Origin of the sequence: Psychrobacillus sp. FSL H8-0484 (genome assembly GCF_038005325.1) — a bacterium.
In the GTDB taxonomy this organism is placed as follows: domain Bacteria; phylum Bacillota; class Bacilli; order Bacillales_A; family Planococcaceae; genus Psychrobacillus.
In genome coordinates, this window is the sequence record NZ_JBBOSZ010000001.1 from 1,180,841 (window position 1) to 1,196,740 (window position 15,900).

A 15,900-nucleotide genomic window follows, 5' to 3' on the forward strand; every position below is an offset into this window, starting at 1 on the left:
TACGTTTGCGGATGATTTGGATTATGACGGTTATATTATTCTTGTTAGTTGCTTCGAAGTTAATACAACTTCAGTTTTTTCAATTTGATGAACTGACGCTGAAGGCGAAAGAAAGCTGGGATCGAGAATTACCATACGCATCACTTCGAGGTAATATATTGGATAGAAATGGTGATGTAATCGTAGGAAATAAGCTTTCACCAACCTTATTTTATATGCCATCTCAAAACGATGAACCAGAAAAGGTTGCGGAGCAAATTGCACCACTTATAGAAATGGAAAAAGAAGCACTATTTAAACAACTTAATAAAAGAGCTTCTATAGTTAAAATTGCGCCAGCAGGAAAAAATATTTCGACCGAACTTGCGATGGAAATTCAAGATAAAAATATAAATGGCCTGTATGCGGGTGTCGATTATATACGAGACTATCCACATGGGGAGATGCTTTCGAGATTGCTAGGATTCACTGGTTACGATGCTCAAGGACTTGCAGGTATTGAATACCAATATGATTCCATATTAAAAGGGAAGTCATCAGCAATACGTATGTTTACAGATGCAAAAGGGGTACCTCTCCCTCATGTGGATGATGGTTGGAAAAGTGGCGTTACTGGGAATCATGTCCAATTAACAATTGATATGAAAATTCAGGAAGTCGTAGAAAGAGAGCTTTCTCAAGCAATGCTGAAGTATGATGCAACGCAAGCTATTGGTATTGCAATGAATCCTAATACAGGAGAAATACTCGCACTCGCATCTGCTCCAAACTTTGATCCTGCTAATTATCAAGAAGTGGACTCTACTATTTATAATCGTAATTTACCAGTTTGGATGACATTTGAACCCGGTTCGACATTTAAAATAATAACATTAAGTGCTGCACTAGAAGAGAATGTTGTGGATCTGGAAAATGATCATTTTTTTGATGCTGGATATACGATGGTAGAAGGTGCAAGGCTAAGATGTTGGAAAAGACAAGGGCATGGGGATGAAACTTTCCTAGAAGTAGTCCAAGACTCCTGTAATCCAGGTTTTATCGAGTTAGGAAGAAGAGTAGGTCCTGATAAGCTTCAGGACTACATACGTAAATTTGGTTTTGGACAGTCAACAGGTTCTGGAATGGCTGGCGAATCAACGGGCATTCTATTTAGTAAAGAAGGTTATGGACCTGTCGAGCATGCCACCACATCATTCGGTCAAGGGATATCGGTAACACCAATACAACAAGTGCAAGCAGTTGCTGCAGCAGTAAACGGCGGTTATTTATATAAACCTTTTATTGTTAAAAATGTTTTAGACGGAGAAACGAATGATATTTTATCGAGTACCGAACCAGAGATGAAAAACCAAGTAATCAGTGAAGAAACGTCTGCAAAAGTTCGTGATGCGCTAGAACGTGTTGTAGCGTTAGGCTCTGGAAGGCATGCGTATAGAGATGGTTTGCGAATTGGTGGAAAAACAGGAACTGCCCAAAAGGTAAAAGACGGTAAATATATGGACGGTGAATATATCGTATCTTTTATCGGTTTTGCCCCAGCGGATAATCCAGAAATAGTTGTATACGTTGCAATCGATAATCCCAAAAATTCTTTAGTATTTGGGTCAGTTATTGCTGCACCAATAGTTGGTCAAATTATTGAAGACTCCCTCGAAATTAAAGCCGGTGGTAAACAGCTAGAAAAAGAATATAGATGGGGGGATATTCAGCAAGTTCGTGTTCCAAATTTAGTAGGAGTGAAGAAAAAAGAAGTAACATCCTATATGTATCCTTTCTCCATTGTTTGGCACGGGGAAGGGGAAGAAATACTAGACCAGTTACCAAAAGAAAAAAGTCTTATTCCATTGGATGGGACCATACATGTTTACACAAAATAAAATAACTATAGCGTTTATTAATAGCTCATTGTTTTTAAGGAGATTTTTTCATGACATTATCTACAACGATCATTACCCTTTTTGTTAGCTTTCTCTTATCTGTTATTCTTGCCCCAATCGTCATCCCTTATTTAAGGAGGATGAAATTTGGGCAAAGCATAAGAGAAGAAGGCCCAGAATCACATCAGAAAAAAGCAGGTACACCAACTATGGGAGGACTTATATTTTTAACTTCCATTATTGTTTCCACACTTGCAATTTCATTATACTTTGGTGAGCTAACGACGCAATCAATTGTCTTGCTCATCATATTAGTTGGATTTGGTCTAATTGGTTTTTTAGATGATTTTATTAAAGTAGTATTAAAACGTAATCTTGGCTTAACATCCATTCAAAAATTGATTGGCCAAATTATTATTTCGGTTATCGCGTATTTCTTATTAAAGCTTGGACCATTTGATACATCTCTTGCAATTCCTTTTACAGATATACATTTTTCACTTGGACAATTTTATGTAGCATTTCTCATCTTTTGGTTAGTTGGATTTTCAAATGCAGTAAATCTGTCTGATGGATTAGATGGATTAGTGTCTGGAACAGCATCGGTCTCCTTTGCAACATTCGCAGTACTTGCACTTGCTTATGAACAAGCGGACATTGCGATCTTTGCTTTTAGTGTAGCTGGAGCACTTTTAGGATTTCTTTTATTCAATAAAAACCCAGCGCAAGTATTCATGGGTGATACAGGATCTCTTGCATTAGGTGGAGCTCTTGCAATGGTCTCCATTTTAGTAAAACAAGAGGTATTACTATTACTTGTTGGGATAATATTTGTGATCGAAACGTTATCTGTTATTTTACAGGTGATTAGCTTTAAAACGACAGGCAAGCGAATTTTCAAAATGAGCCCGATCCATCATCATTTTGAACTTTCTGGATGGAATGAACGTAAAATCGTAACCGTATTTTGGGCGATTAACTTTATTGCAGCAATGCTGGTAGTAATAATGGAGGTGATGTAAAGTGAAACAATTACCGTTTGTCTATCATAAAAAAATACTTGTACTAGGTTTAGCGAAAAGTGGTACAGCTGCAGCAGAAATTTTGCATGATTTAGGTGCATTTGTAACTGTCAATGATTCTAAGCCCTTTGAACAAAATGATAACGCACAGTATTTACTTACAAAAGGGTTAACTGTTATTTGTGGAAGTCACCCCGAGGATCTTTTAGACGAGGGTTTCAGTCTTGTTGTTAAGAATCCAGGGATTCCGTATACAAACGTAGTCATTAAAGAAGCCCAAAAAAGAGGCATTCCAGTTTGGACAGAGGTAGAACTAGCTTATCGAATTAGTGATGCACCGATGATTGGAATAACAGGTTCAAATGGGAAAACGACTACAACGACTTTAATTTATGAAATGCTAGCAGCAGGTGATAAGCATCCGCTAATTGCCGGAAATATCGGAACAGTTGCAAGTAGCGTTGCGAACGAAGCTTCGAATGAAAATACGATTGTAACGGAATTATCATCATTTCAGTTGATGGGTGTAGAGCAGTTAAAACCAAAAATCTCTGTATTGCTGAATTTGTATGAAGCTCATTTAGATTATCATACTGATTTCCAAGAATACACGGATGCAAAATTTAATATTGCCAAAAATCAAGATGCTACAGACTGGTTTATTTTTAACGGAGAACAAAGGATAGTTACAGATTATGCTAATAAAAGCATGGCTTCCAAAGTACCATTCTATGTTAGTAATAAAACAAACGATGGCATAAGTGCCGATGATTTGTATATATATTGGAATGGGGAAAAACTGTTTGAACGTTCGATTATCGCACTTCGTGGTAAACATAATCTAGAAAATGTGTTAGCAGCAACTGCTTCTGCATTACTTATGGATTGTTCTTTGGAAAGTATCCTACATGTGCTTTCTACATTTCAAGGGGTTAAGCATCGTACCCAATTTGTTAGAGAGTGGAAAGGTCGCAAGTTTTATAATGACTCCAAAGCTACAAATGCTCTTGCTACAAAGAGCGCATTAGAAGGCTTCTCGGAACCAATTATTTTAATCGCTGGCGGAGTGGATCGTGGACACTCATTTGATGAATTAGTCCCTTATTTACATAATGTGAAAGCTTTAATTCACTTTGGGGAAACTGCCGATCGTTTGCAGGAGTTTGGAGAACAACAAGGTATTCCTACTGTCATTCAAGTGAACAACTTAGCAGAAGCAATGCGAGAAGGGGTAAACGTTTCGGTAGAAGGAGATGTTGTTTTATTATCACCGGCTTGTGCAAGCTGGGACCAATACGAAAGCTTTGAGCTTCGTGGGGATGAGTTTATAGAAAAAGTTCTAGCGTTACAAGAGTAATGAAAGGATGAAATAATCGAAAGATAAAAGAAAGTTACTTTTCATCTCCTCCGTCCTTTTTCTATCCATTATTGGAATTCTATTTGTACACTCAGCAGGCTCTTATTGGAGCGAAGTACATTATAAAGGACAATTGCCATTTGCATTGAAGCAAGGGAGTTATTTAATTGTTGGAATTTTAGGAGCCTTTTTTATTCAAAATAATGGCCTTATCCGACTTCCGATATTTTGGCGTGTATTGTATTTAGTATCCATTGCATTGTTAGTTGGTGTATTAATACCGGGTATAGGTGTAGTGCGAAATGGTTCTCAAAGCTGGATTTCACTCGGTTTTATGAATTTCCAGCCGGCTGAGCTAGCTAAAATTTCTGTTTTAGGAGTGCTAGCTAGTGCATTAGCAAATGAAAAGAAATCAAAAAGTAAAGTATATATTCAAAGTGCTGTATTACTAATATTGCCAATTGGTCTTATCATGCTGCAGCCTGATTTTGGTTCAGCATTTGTCCTTGTCGTTGGGGTTTTCTTCTTATTATTTGCAGCGGGTCTTCCAATGAAATTTTTTGCAGCTATTGGAATGTCAGGAATTATTGCTTTTGTATTATTAATTGTTTCAGCTCCCTATAGACTTGTTCGAATTCAAGCTTTTTTAGATCCATGGAAGGATCCTTTAGGATCAGGGTTTCAAGCAATTCAATCTTTGCTGGCTATAGGGCCCGCTGGACTGTTTGGCTTTGGATATGGGAACAGTAGACAAAAGTTTTTATACTTGCCAGAGCCTCAAAATGATTTTATTTTCTCCATTTTGCTTGAAGAAACAGGTTTTATTGGTGGGTTAATCGTCATTACAGCTTTTGTTATGTTTTTTTCGACAAGCTTTACGATGGCTGCAAGAGCAAAAACGAGGGAAGCTCAACTAATGATCATCGGATTTACTTCTTTATTGGTAGTACAAACGTTTTTAAATATGGGAGTGGTAACTGGTTTACTTCCTGTTACTGGAGTTACACTGCCATTCATTAGCTATGGAGGATCTTCTCTAGTTATGACGTGGGGAATCATTGGCATCATATTAAATTTAGCAAATACATCTTCAAATGAAGGGAGGCGGTAGAATGGAAAAAATCATAGATATTGAGGATCGCATACCTACTTTAAAAGAGCGTAGAAGACGTAGAACAAACAAAAAGTTTTCCATTCTACTTTTTCTCTTTGTCTCAACATTATTGGTAGTCCTCTATTTTCAATCTTCGTATAGCCAAGTCCAAACAATTACATTGGACGGGGCATCACTTGTTCCAAAAGAACAGTACATAGAGCAAATTTCGTTGGAAATTGGTGACTCCATGTGGGGGTTTAGAGAAAAGAATTTAGAGGAATTACTGAAACAAAATAAGTGGGTAAAAGCAGTTACTGTGAAACGAAAATGGTTAACTGAAGTGGAAATTCAAATAGAAGAATATAAACAAATTGGATATGTAGAAGATGGAGACTTTCTTCGTATTACCCTAGAAAACGGAGAGATTATGGATCCAGATGGACAAGTCTTACCGTTAGAAGGGCCGATATTGTCAGGATTTGATGATGAAAAAATTCGACTGCGTTTAATAAAAGAGTTAAAAAACTTAAATAGCGAAGTTCTATTAACTATTTCACAAATAAATTATACGCCGAATGAGAATGACAAACATTCCATACAAGTGTTTATGAATGATGGCAATGAGGTACAAGCGATGATCCCTTCATTCTCTGAGAAAATGAATTTTTATCCCTTCATTTTTTCGCAGCTTGAACCAGCTGTGAAGGGAATTATAGATTTGGAAGTAGGGTCATTTTTCCAACCATATGTAGATGTATATGGCGAACAGACAGATGAGGAGGCGACGGAGCTTGAAGAAGAGCAGACTCCTTAAAATTCCTTCTAGAGGGTTAGTACTCATTTCCATGGTAAGTTTAGTGCTAGGTTTTATTCTCGCCTACTCCTATAGTGTTTCTTCCAAAAACGAAAAAGAAACTTCTGGGAATTCCTATTCATTCGAGGAAATGGAGAAATATAGAGAAGAATTGATTAATCAAAAAGAAAAAAACAAAGATCTCACGGAAGAAATTAATGAAAAACAACAGGAAATTAGAGATTTTGAACAGTCATTTGCAAGTAGTGAAGAAAGTGTAGAAGAGTTAGTAAAAGAAGCAGAAAAGCTAAGGTTATTAATAGGTGATATACCTTCTCAAGGAAAAGGGATTGCGGTTTCTTTACAAGATGGCGCTTATAATCCATCTCAAGAAAATCCAAATGACTACATTGTGCATGAAAGTCATGTTTTTAAAGTGATAAATGAATTAAAAATTTCTGGTGCTGAAGCTATTTCCATTAATGGACAGAGACTTCATGCGAATTCGTTTATACGTTGTACAGGCCCGGTTATTACGGTAGATGGCAAGACATTTCCGGCGCCATTTACAATTGAAGCAGTAGGTGATCCATCCGTATTATTAGCCTCCGTTAATTTGAGTGGAGGAATTGTGGATCAGCTAACAAGCGACAATCTTGTAGTTACTGTCGAAGAAAGAGAGAAAATAACTATGCCAGCTTTACGAGGCGATAAAAACTAACAAAGGTGAAGGGGGCCGAATAATGAAAAGAACCGTCTATATTCGGTTTACTATAATTTTGTTAATAGTTGGTTTTATGTTATCGGTTCAATATAATACAGTACAAAATCCAGAAACTAGAGATACGAGAGATATTTGGGCAATTCGACAAGAACTAGCGAAAGAAACAGAATTACATTCAGAGTTATTATCGGAAGTACGTGTACTTGAACAAACTATTGGTAAATACGAGAATATGGTCAACGAAAGTCCGAAAATTGCTTTAAATGATACGGTGGAACAGTTAGAAAGAGAAATTGGATTAGTTGATGTGAATAGTCCAGGGCTTATGATAACTGTAGAACCCTCTTTAGAAAGTATGATTGTAGGACAAGCAATAGAAGAGATTTCACCCGATTTACTTGTCCGTTTAATAAATGAAATTAATCGATTTAAAGCAAAAGCAGTAGAAGTAGACGGGAAACGGATTATATACTCCTCTGCTATAAGAGATGTTAATGGTAAAACAACTGTAAACAACCTTGCGATTAGACATGCTCCATTTAACATTAAAATAGGAACTTCTACATATGAAGATGCCAAAAAAATGTACAATCAATTGGAGGCTTCAGCAATAGGCGACGACTTTTATATTGATAATTTAAGACTAGTAATTGGAGAGCCACAACATAGCATGAGTATATCTGCATATGACCAAACAGTAAGTAAGCAATTTCTACAAGAAGTTCCAGGAGGAGAGTAATGAAATGTGGTTACCATTATTAGGTCTAATACTTGGAATTTCACTTGGTCTTTTAACAGATATACAAATTCCAAAAATATATGAAAGCTATTTGTCCATAGCCGTTTTAGCTGCATTAGATACTCTGTTCGGAGGAATTCGAGCACAATTGCAGCATGTCTATGATGATAAGGTATTTGTATCTGGATTCTTCTTTAATATTGCGCTAGCAGCTGCGCTAGCCTTCTTAGGAGTTCATCTGGGGGTTGATTTATACTTAGCTGCTATATTTGCATTCGGTGTGCGTTTGTTTCAAAATATCGCTGTAATACGAAGAATTTTATTAACAAAATGGAGTGAGAGAAAAAATGCATAAAGTTTTCATGATTAATTTACTATTTCTTTAGAAAATTTTAGACTTTATCCCTTTTTTACAATAGAATAATAAATAAAGAGTTTTTAGGAGGTGCTACGGGTTGAATCAATCTGAATTGTACGTATCATTAGATATCGGGTCTTCTTCCATTAAAGTTTTGATTGGAGAAATGAATGATGACTCGCTGCATGTTATAGGAGTAGGAAATGTAAAGTCAAATGGAATCCGTAAAGGCACCATTGTAGATATAGATGCAACAGTTCAGTCTATTAAAAAAGCCGTAAGTGAGGCTGAAAGAATGATTGGAATGTCTATTCAAGAAATAGTGTTAGGAATCCCTGCTAACTTAGCAAACATACAAAACGTTAAAGGTGTAGTAGCTGTTAATAGAGAAGATAGAGAAATTACGGATGGAGATTTGGAACGTGTAATCGAATCTGCTCAAGTAATGTCTATTCCTCCTGAGAGAGAGCTAATTAATATTGCGCCAAAGCAATTTATCGTCGACCACTTGGAAGAAATTAAAGATCCTCGTGGCATGATAGGTACTCGTCTTGAGATGGATGGAATCATGATGACTACATCAAAAACAATTTTACATAACGTGTTAAGATGTGTTGAAAGAGCCGGTCTTCAGGTAAGAGAGATATATTTACAGCCTCTAGCAGGCGGTCATTTTGCTTTAACAGAAGACGAAAAAAATCATGGCACCGCTTATATTGATATTGGTGGCGGATCCACAACAATTGCTATTTTCAATGAAGGTCATTTGATTAATACTTCTGTTATTCCAGTTGGTGGAGATCATATTACAAAAGATTTATCGATTGTTTTGAAAACACCAACAGAACAAGCAGAGATGATTAAATTGAAATATGGACATGCTTTTTATGATGATGCTTCGGATGACGAACTTTTTGAGGTTCCAGTTATTGGTGCAGATATGAAAGAACAATATTCTCAACGATATATTGCGGAGATAATTGGGGTTCGTTTAGAAGAATTGTTTGAATTGATATTGGAAGATTTTTACCGTATGGGTCTCCAAGACTTGCCAGGTGGTGTTGTTATTACCGGGGGAGTATCAAAATTAGAAGGTATTGGTCAACTGGCAAGACATATTTTACAAACAAGAGTGAGATTGTATACACCAGACTATATTGGTGTTCGTGAGCCGCAATACACAACAGCTGTTGGTCTTATAAGATATGCCTATAAAGAAGATCTTTTCTATGGTAAAATTGGGAATAGCCTTGCTTTATCTCAGCTTGCGCATAATGAAGTAGTTTCTAGTCCAAAAAAACAAAAACAAACACAAACACAAACACAAAATTCGACAAATGAAAACAAAGAGAGTGCGATGACAAAAGCGAAGAAATTCTTCGACAAATTTTTTGAATGACAAACCTTTATCATAGTTGAAAGAATATAGGAGGCAATAGCATGTTAGAATTTGAAACAAACGAAGATCAATTAGCGATTATTAAAGTTATTGGAGTCGGTGGCGGCGGTAACAACGCAGTAAATCGAATGATCGAACATGGAGTTCAAGGTGTTGATTTTATAGCAGTTAATACGGATGCACAAGCTCTAAATATGTCAAAAGCCGAAGTGAAACTTCAAATTGGTGGTAAATTGACGAGAGGATTAGGAGCAGGTGCGAATCCCGAAGTTGGAAAGAAAGCAGCGGAAGAAAGCAAAGAGCTAATAGAAGAAGCATTAAGAGGCGCTGATATGGTATTTGTTACTGCTGGAATGGGTGGAGGAACCGGTACTGGAGCAGCTCCTGTTATTGCTCAAATTGCCCGTGATTTAGGAGCTCTAACTGTAGGAGTAGTTACTCGTCCATTTACATTTGAAGGACGTAAACGTTCTACGCAAGCTGTAGGTGGTATCGGGATGATGAAAGAAGCGGTTGATACGCTTATCGTTATTCCAAATGATCGCTTACTTGAAATCGTAGACAAAAATACGCCAATGCTTGAAGCATTTAGAGAAGCAGATAATGTTTTACGTCAAGGGGTTCAGGGAATTTCAGATTTAATCGCTGTTCCAGGATTAATCAACCTAGACTTTGCAGATGTTAAAACGATTATGTCCAATAAAGGGGCAGCACTTATGGGAATTGGTATTTCTGCAGGTGAGAATCGTGCTGCAGAAGCTGCGAAAAAAGCAATCTCAAGTCCTCTTCTTGAAACATCTATTGATGGAGCGACAGGTGTGCTTATGAATATTACAGGTGGATCCAATTTAAGTTTATTTGAAGTTCAAGAAGCTGCTGATATTGTTGCTTCTGCTTCGGATGAAGAAGTAAATATGATTTTTGGTTCAGTTATTAATGATAACTTGAAAGATGAAATTGTCGTTACTGTAATTGCAACAGGATTTAACGAAGAAGTAATTACGCAAAAACAACCTAGAGGTACAGGATTCGGTGCTGCTAGAGCTCAACATGCTGCAACAACACCTAATCGTGAACCACGAAAAGAAGAACAACATGCACAACAACCATTACACCAAGAACGTCAAACATCAAGTCATCAACAAGAAGATGCACTAGACATTCCGACGTTTTTGAGAAATCGTCAACGTAGAAACTAATCTTTATATATTAATAGGAAAGCAACCACCTATCAGTGGTCATTGAAAAAGTCTATTAATCATCTCTTAGCGAGTTCTTGAACGATATGTCGTTCAAGAACTCGCTTTTTGATTAAATATAACATCTAGGTGATTCCGTTGCAGGCGGACTCTTTCCGCGGGCGGTCCGTGAGCCTCCTCAGGCCGACAGGATGTTGGTCACGAAGGCGTTGCCACACGAGGTGGCGTTCTTAGCCTTTGTTCCTATGTGCGCTCCTGCGGGGTCTCACCTGGACGCACTTTTCCCGCTGGAGTCGCCGCCTTCCACTCCAATCACCAAAAATAAATACTATTTAAAATAAAAATAATATGCTTCGCCAAATCAATGAGCTGGTGGACTTCACTTTTATCTTGGAAGAATTAAAAAAATACTGTTATACAATGGGCGTAATGCAATTCCTCCGATTCGTATGTTTAAGTATTTATTGTTAAAGGCCACTTTGATGACATATCGTATTTTGAACGTTCCACAATGTACAGAAAAAGAATAGAAAAGATCAAAGAAATAGGCAACTTCTTGTTCAAAATCGAACAAGAAGTTGCCTATTTTTGTTTGAAAGACCGATACGAATTTAAATCTGGAAATAAGTATTTTTTAGGAACTATTTGCAGTATTTAATTTAAGAGAATTTAGCGCGACGCATGAGACTCCTGTGGGAAAGCGAGACAGACGAGACCCCGCACGAAGCGTAGCGAAGGAGGAGGCTCGTCGATCGCCCACGGAAAGCGAATGCCAAAGCGCTAAATTCTCTTAGCGGCTATTTGGTAGATAATTTATTAGAATGACAATTTTCAGTGCCCTCCGAAACTCCGCTCCCTTTTCACAGGAGTCTCGCGGATGGATGAGTAGATTTAGAATATTATTTTTTTTGTATTAATTTTTTGTCGTTTAAAAAAGTGGTTTTGGAACGTTCTTTTGACAAATTTCTTACATAAGGGATGCTAAGATTTAGACAAAAGGAGGAGAGCCATGTACGCGGAAGTTATGATAGCAACTAATACTTTTTTCAACTATACCGTTTTAGCATTTGCAAACAGAATTGGTTGGATTGAAAACCAAAAAAGATATTTGCTACTTTCTGCTTTTACTGCTGGAGTGGTAACAGTAATTTTTTCACATCATGTTATGACATTGTTTTTTACTTTCTTCCTCATGATCGGAATCGCTTTTTGGAAGAAACGTTCACAAATTGTCAAAGCAATAACATTGACGTTACTCGCAAGTATTTTTGCTGGTGGATTATTAACAGCGATTGCCCCAATGTATACAAATAGTAGTAATACATTTATGATCGTAAATTTTGCGTTAATTGCAACGGGCGGATTATATTTGCTAACGAAACATGTTCTGCATCTAAATATTGCACATTCGGATAGAGAATTACTATATTCATCTAATGTCACATTGTTTGGAAACACTAAAGAGTTAACTCTTTTTATTGACTCCGGAAATGAATGTAAAGAACCGCTTTCTAATGCTCCAGTCCATTTTGTAGCCGCTGAAGTGCTACAAGGTGTCCTTCCAGAATCTCTGTTTCGAGCGATCAGCAATTGGGAATTTGAAAAAAATGTAGGGTTGGATAAACTTCCAAAAGAATATGCTAGTAAATTACGTTTAATACCTATTTCTACTATACAAAAAGAAAAGGCATGGGTTATTGGTATTAAGTACGAGCAATGGATTGTAAACGATTTAGCATTGCCTAAAGGCTATATTGTGATGACTAGGGTAAAAGATAAATTTCCACATGGGGCAGATGGAATTTTGCATAGTTCCTCGTACTTTTATTTAAAGAAAAGGAGTGTCAAATAATGTTGTTGAACTTGTTACGCCGGGTGTATTTTTGGTTTCTTTCTCTTAGGAGAAAGGGAGTACATTATATTGGTGGCAATGAATCCCTACCCAAGCCACTCTCAAGAGAAGAAGAACGAGAAATGCTTTTATCCTTTATGGAAGGTAATGAACACGCAAGAGACGTTTTAATTGAGCGGAATTTAAGACTGGTCGTTTATATTGCAAGGAGATTTGATCAAACGAATACAAATATCGAAGATTTGATTAGTATTGGTTCTATTGGACTTATAAAGGCCGTGGAGACTTTTAATCTGGATAAAGGTATTAAGCTTGCAACATATGCATCTAGATGTATTGAGAATGAAATACTTATGCATTTGCGGAAAACGAACCGAATGAAATCGGAAGTTTCCTTTGATGAACCATTAAATTCAGATTCAGATGGAAATGAGCTGCTCTTATCCGATATATTAGGAACTAGTGAAGATTTAATCATTGAGGATGTGGAAAAAAAATTAGAGCGTCAGCATGTATTTGAAGCGATTAATCTTCTTGGAAATCGGGAAAAGTATATTATGCAATGTCGTTTTGGATTAAATGGACAGGAAGAAATGACTCAAAAAGAAGTAGCTGATCATTTAGGAATTTCCCAGTCTTATATATCTCGTTTAGAAAAGAAAATAATTTTAGATTTAAAAGAGCTGTTAAATGAACCCATAGCTTAATGGGTGAAATTGGATGCTGCTAGCTCCGAATAAACTTCAAACTCACGGACAAACTGACTTAGAACAATTAAAAAGTCCGGAGGAAGATCTATGACGAGAACAAAAGTTGAATTATGCGGCATTGATACATCTAAGCTTCCTTTACTTTCCCACGAACAAATGAAAGAAATGTTTATTCGGTTTCAAGCAGGAGAAGAATCCGTAAAAGAAGAATTAGTAATGGGTAATCTAAGATTAGTTTTAAGTCTAGTTCAACGGTTTGCTTATCGAGGAGAACAAGCCGATGATTTGTTTCAGGTTGGTTGTATAGGACTTATTAAGTCCATAGAGAATTTTGATTTAAAGCATAACGTTCGATTTTCTACGTATGCTGTCCCTATGATCATTGGAGAAATAAAAAGACATTTGCGTGACCATCATTCCGTACGTGTTTCGAGGTCATTAAGAGATATTGCATATAAAGCCATGAAAGCAAAAGAACAATATATAAATGAGCATTTAGAAGAGCCTACACTAGAAGACTTATCGAAAATTTTAGAAATTCCAGTTGAGGACATATTGCTATCATTAGATGCCATTCAAGACCCTGTTTCTCTTCAAGAACCTATTTTTAGTGATGGGGGAGATGCTATCTATATGATGGACCAATTATGTGACAATGATGTGTCAGAAGATCAATGGGTTACTTATTTTACCGTGAAAGAGAGTTTTCAAAAGTTAGATACAAGGCAAAAGAAAATCTTGACAAAAAGGATTTATTTCGGAGCTACCCAAACCGAAATAGCAATGGATCTAGGGTTATCACAGGCACAAATATCCCGTTTAGAAAAAAGTGCACTTTCCACTATCCAAAATCAATTAAATCCAAAATAATAGCTTGGTCTACGTTAATGGTCAGGCCTACACAAAAAATGCTTTTTCTGCATAGAAAAAGCGTTTTTTTCTTTTTCGTTCATATAATATAAAAAGGGGGTTAAGTATGAAATTTTCAGAGGCACAACAAAAAGAGGTTATAGAAGCAAATAGCGGTCAATTATTAGGATTTATAGTGGATGCAGAAATAGATAAAGATAGCGGACATATTATTTCATTTATTGTAGAAACAAATGGAGCTTATCCATCCATATTTAATAAAAAAAGAGAAACGAAAAAAATTGCCGTTCAAAATATAGCGATAATTGGAAAAGATGTTATTATTGTTTCAAAAAACTTAGAATAGGCATGTTTCATCATTGATAAAACGGGCTTTCATTGTTACAATAAACAAAAACAATTGATGAAAAGTTGGTTTTTAAATGACAAATGTGCAGCAAAATTTAATACTTATTCAACAAAAAATGGAAGATGCTTGTATTCGAGCTAATAGAAAAGCGGAATATGTTACAATTATTGCAGTAACGAAAGAAGTTTCCGTGGATAGAACGAAAGAAGTTATTCTTACTGGTGTAAACCATCTTGGGGAAAACAGACCAGAAGGTTTAAAGAAAAAATTAGATGCCATTTCAGTCGATGTTAAATGGCATTACATAGGTACTTTACAAACGAGAAAAGTTAAATCGGTTATCAATGAAGTGGATTATTTACATTCATTAGATCGAATTAGTTTAGCAGAAGAAATAGAAAAAAGAGCAACCTCTATAAAAGATTGCTTTGTGCAAGTCAATGTGGCAGATGAAGAATCAAAACATGGTCTTTCTTTTGAAGAAGTAGAATCCTTTATCGAAGAGTTAAAAAACTTTTCACGTATACGTGTCATTGGTTTGATGACGATGGCTCCAAATACGGAAGATGATTCTGTCATACGAAATGTCTTTCGTAAATTAAAAGAGTTACAAGTGAAAATTGCAGATAAGCAATTACCATACGCACCATGCAATGAGTTATCGATGGGCATGTCTGGAGACTATGAAATAGCTATTGAGGAAGGCGCTACATTTGTTAGAATTGGAACAGCATTAGTCGGTAAAGAGAAGAAGGAGGTTTTATGAGCATGAAAAACTGGGTAAAAAATTTCTTCTATTTAGACGAAGATGAAGAAGCAACCGAAGCAGAACAACCAAGATCTCAACAACAAAGACACGTGGAAAACCAATTAAGACAACAGCCAGTAAAATCCTCATCAAAAGAGCGTAAATTTAATACAGCAACCAAAGAAACAAGTTCACCAAATCTTGTGAGTATTCAAAATATGCAAAAGTCTTCCAAAGTAATCTTAATCGAGCCACGTGTGTATGCAGAAGCTCAAGATATTTCCGAACACTTGAAAAGCAAAAAAGCAGTTATTGTCAATTTACAACGTATTGATAAAGAGCAAGGAATAAGAATAATCGACTTTTTAAGCGGAACAGTGTACGCTTTAGGTGGAGACATACAACGAATAGGGACGGATATTTTCCTTTGTGCACCAGACTCAGTAGAAGTAGCTGGCGCCATATCGGATTATTATTATAACGACCTAGATTGATTGAGGAGTAGTTTAACTATGAGCTTTGTATTATATTTGTTAAGTCAAGCAGTAACTTTATATACGTATGCATTAATTATTTATATATTGATGTCATGGGTACCGAATATCCAGCAATCGACGTTCGGTCAATTTTTAGGAAGAATTTGTGAACCTTATTTAGAGCCATTCCGAAAAATCATCCCACCACTTGGCATGATTGATATCTCACCAATTGTTGCAATTTTTGTTTTACAGCTTGCAATGAAAGGTATTTGGTCACTAGCTTCATTCATTTAAACCTTCAAATTGTCGGCTAAACTAGACCCACATA

General features: G+C 36.4%; 17 protein-coding genes. All 17 read left to right on the forward strand.

Annotation, left to right across the window (positions count from 1 at the left end; translation table 11 throughout):
* Positions 1 to 23 precede the first annotated feature (23 nt).
* The 17 genes from MHH81_RS05385 (at position 24) to MHH81_RS05465 (ending at position 15,866) form a co-directional block, all read left to right on the forward strand.
* Positions 24 to 1,877 (forward strand): penicillin-binding transpeptidase domain-containing protein, encoded by a 1,854-nt coding sequence (locus tag MHH81_RS05385; protein ID WP_340918782.1) that lies wholly within the window; start codon positions 24 to 26, stop codon positions 1,875 to 1,877.
* A gap of 50 nt (positions 1,878 to 1,927) precedes the next feature.
* Entirely contained in the window at positions 1,928 to 2,899 is a 972-nt protein-coding gene (gene mraY / locus MHH81_RS05390) for a phospho-N-acetylmuramoyl-pentapeptide-transferase (protein ID WP_340918784.1), read from the forward strand.
* A 1-nt stretch (position 2,900) separates the two neighbouring features.
* Positions 2,901 to 4,256, forward strand: a complete 1,356-nt coding sequence (gene murD / locus MHH81_RS05395) for a UDP-N-acetylmuramoyl-L-alanine--D-glutamate ligase (RefSeq protein ID WP_340918786.1) — start codon at positions 2,901 to 2,903, stop codon at positions 4,254 to 4,256.
* A 43-nt stretch (positions 4,257 to 4,299) separates the two neighbouring features.
* The gene (locus MHH81_RS05400) at positions 4,300 to 5,367 is read left to right on the forward strand and encodes an FtsW/RodA/SpoVE family cell cycle protein (protein WP_340925127.1); all 1,068 of its coding nucleotides are present in this window, start codon (positions 4,300 to 4,302) and stop codon (positions 5,365 to 5,367) included.
* A 1-nt stretch (position 5,368) separates the two neighbouring features.
* Complete coding sequence (locus MHH81_RS05405; RefSeq protein ID WP_340918787.1) at positions 5,369 to 6,166, forward strand: cell division protein FtsQ/DivIB; 798 nt, start codon at positions 5,369 to 5,371, stop codon at positions 6,164 to 6,166.
* Positions 6,126 to 6,866, forward strand: coding sequence for a DUF881 domain-containing protein (locus tag MHH81_RS05410; protein ID WP_340918790.1), 741 nt, complete (start codon positions 6,126 to 6,128; stop codon positions 6,864 to 6,866). The genes MHH81_RS05405 and MHH81_RS05410 overlap by 41 nt, the downstream gene beginning before the upstream one ends.
* Before the next feature lie 22 nt (positions 6,867 to 6,888).
* Positions 6,889 to 7,608, forward strand: a complete 720-nt coding sequence (locus MHH81_RS05415) for a DUF881 domain-containing protein (RefSeq protein WP_340918791.1) — start codon at positions 6,889 to 6,891, stop codon at positions 7,606 to 7,608.
* Positions 7,609 to 7,612: 4 nt separating this feature from the next.
* Entirely contained in the window at positions 7,613 to 7,963 is a 351-nt protein-coding gene (locus MHH81_RS05420) for a small basic family protein (RefSeq protein WP_340918793.1), read from the forward strand.
* Positions 7,964 to 8,063: 100 nt separating this feature from the next.
* Positions 8,064 to 9,365: a cell division protein FtsA gene (ftsA, locus tag MHH81_RS05425; RefSeq protein WP_340918795.1), complete on the forward strand. Its 1,302-nt coding sequence runs from the start codon at positions 8,064 to 8,066 to the stop codon at positions 9,363 to 9,365.
* Positions 9,366 to 9,406: 41 nt separating this feature from the next.
* A complete protein-coding gene (ftsZ, locus tag MHH81_RS05430) occupies positions 9,407 to 10,564 on the forward strand; it encodes a cell division protein FtsZ (RefSeq protein ID WP_340918797.1) in 1,158 nt (385 codons plus the stop codon).
* Between the two features lie 1,009 nt (positions 10,565 to 11,573).
* On the forward strand, positions 11,574 to 12,416 hold the full coding sequence (locus MHH81_RS05435) for a sigma-E processing peptidase SpoIIGA (protein ID WP_340918799.1): 843 nt from the start codon (positions 11,574 to 11,576) through the stop codon (positions 12,414 to 12,416).
* Positions 12,416 to 13,123 (forward strand): RNA polymerase sporulation sigma factor SigE, encoded by a 708-nt coding sequence (sigE, locus tag MHH81_RS05440; protein ID WP_340918801.1) that lies wholly within the window; start codon positions 12,416 to 12,418, stop codon positions 13,121 to 13,123. The genes MHH81_RS05435 and sigE overlap by 1 nt, the downstream gene beginning before the upstream one ends.
* Before the next feature lie 90 nt (positions 13,124 to 13,213).
* Entirely contained in the window at positions 13,214 to 13,996 is a 783-nt protein-coding gene (gene sigG / locus MHH81_RS05445; protein ID WP_340918805.1) for an RNA polymerase sporulation sigma factor SigG, read from the forward strand.
* 106 nt (positions 13,997 to 14,102) lie between these two features.
* Complete coding sequence (locus MHH81_RS05450) at positions 14,103 to 14,342, forward strand: PRC-barrel domain-containing protein (protein WP_340918806.1); 240 nt, start codon at positions 14,103 to 14,105, stop codon at positions 14,340 to 14,342.
* 76 nt (positions 14,343 to 14,418) lie between these two features.
* A complete protein-coding gene (locus MHH81_RS05455; protein WP_340918808.1) occupies positions 14,419 to 15,111 on the forward strand; it encodes a YggS family pyridoxal phosphate-dependent enzyme in 693 nt (230 codons plus the stop codon).
* The gene (locus MHH81_RS05460) at positions 15,108 to 15,587 is read left to right on the forward strand and encodes a cell division protein SepF (RefSeq protein ID WP_340918811.1); all 480 of its coding nucleotides are present in this window, start codon (positions 15,108 to 15,110) and stop codon (positions 15,585 to 15,587) included. The genes MHH81_RS05455 and MHH81_RS05460 overlap by 4 nt, the downstream gene beginning before the upstream one ends.
* A gap of 18 nt (positions 15,588 to 15,605) precedes the next feature.
* Entirely contained in the window at positions 15,606 to 15,866 is a 261-nt protein-coding gene (locus MHH81_RS05465) for a YggT family protein (RefSeq protein WP_340918813.1), read from the forward strand.
* The last annotated feature ends 34 nt before the right edge of the window (positions 15,867 to 15,900 follow it).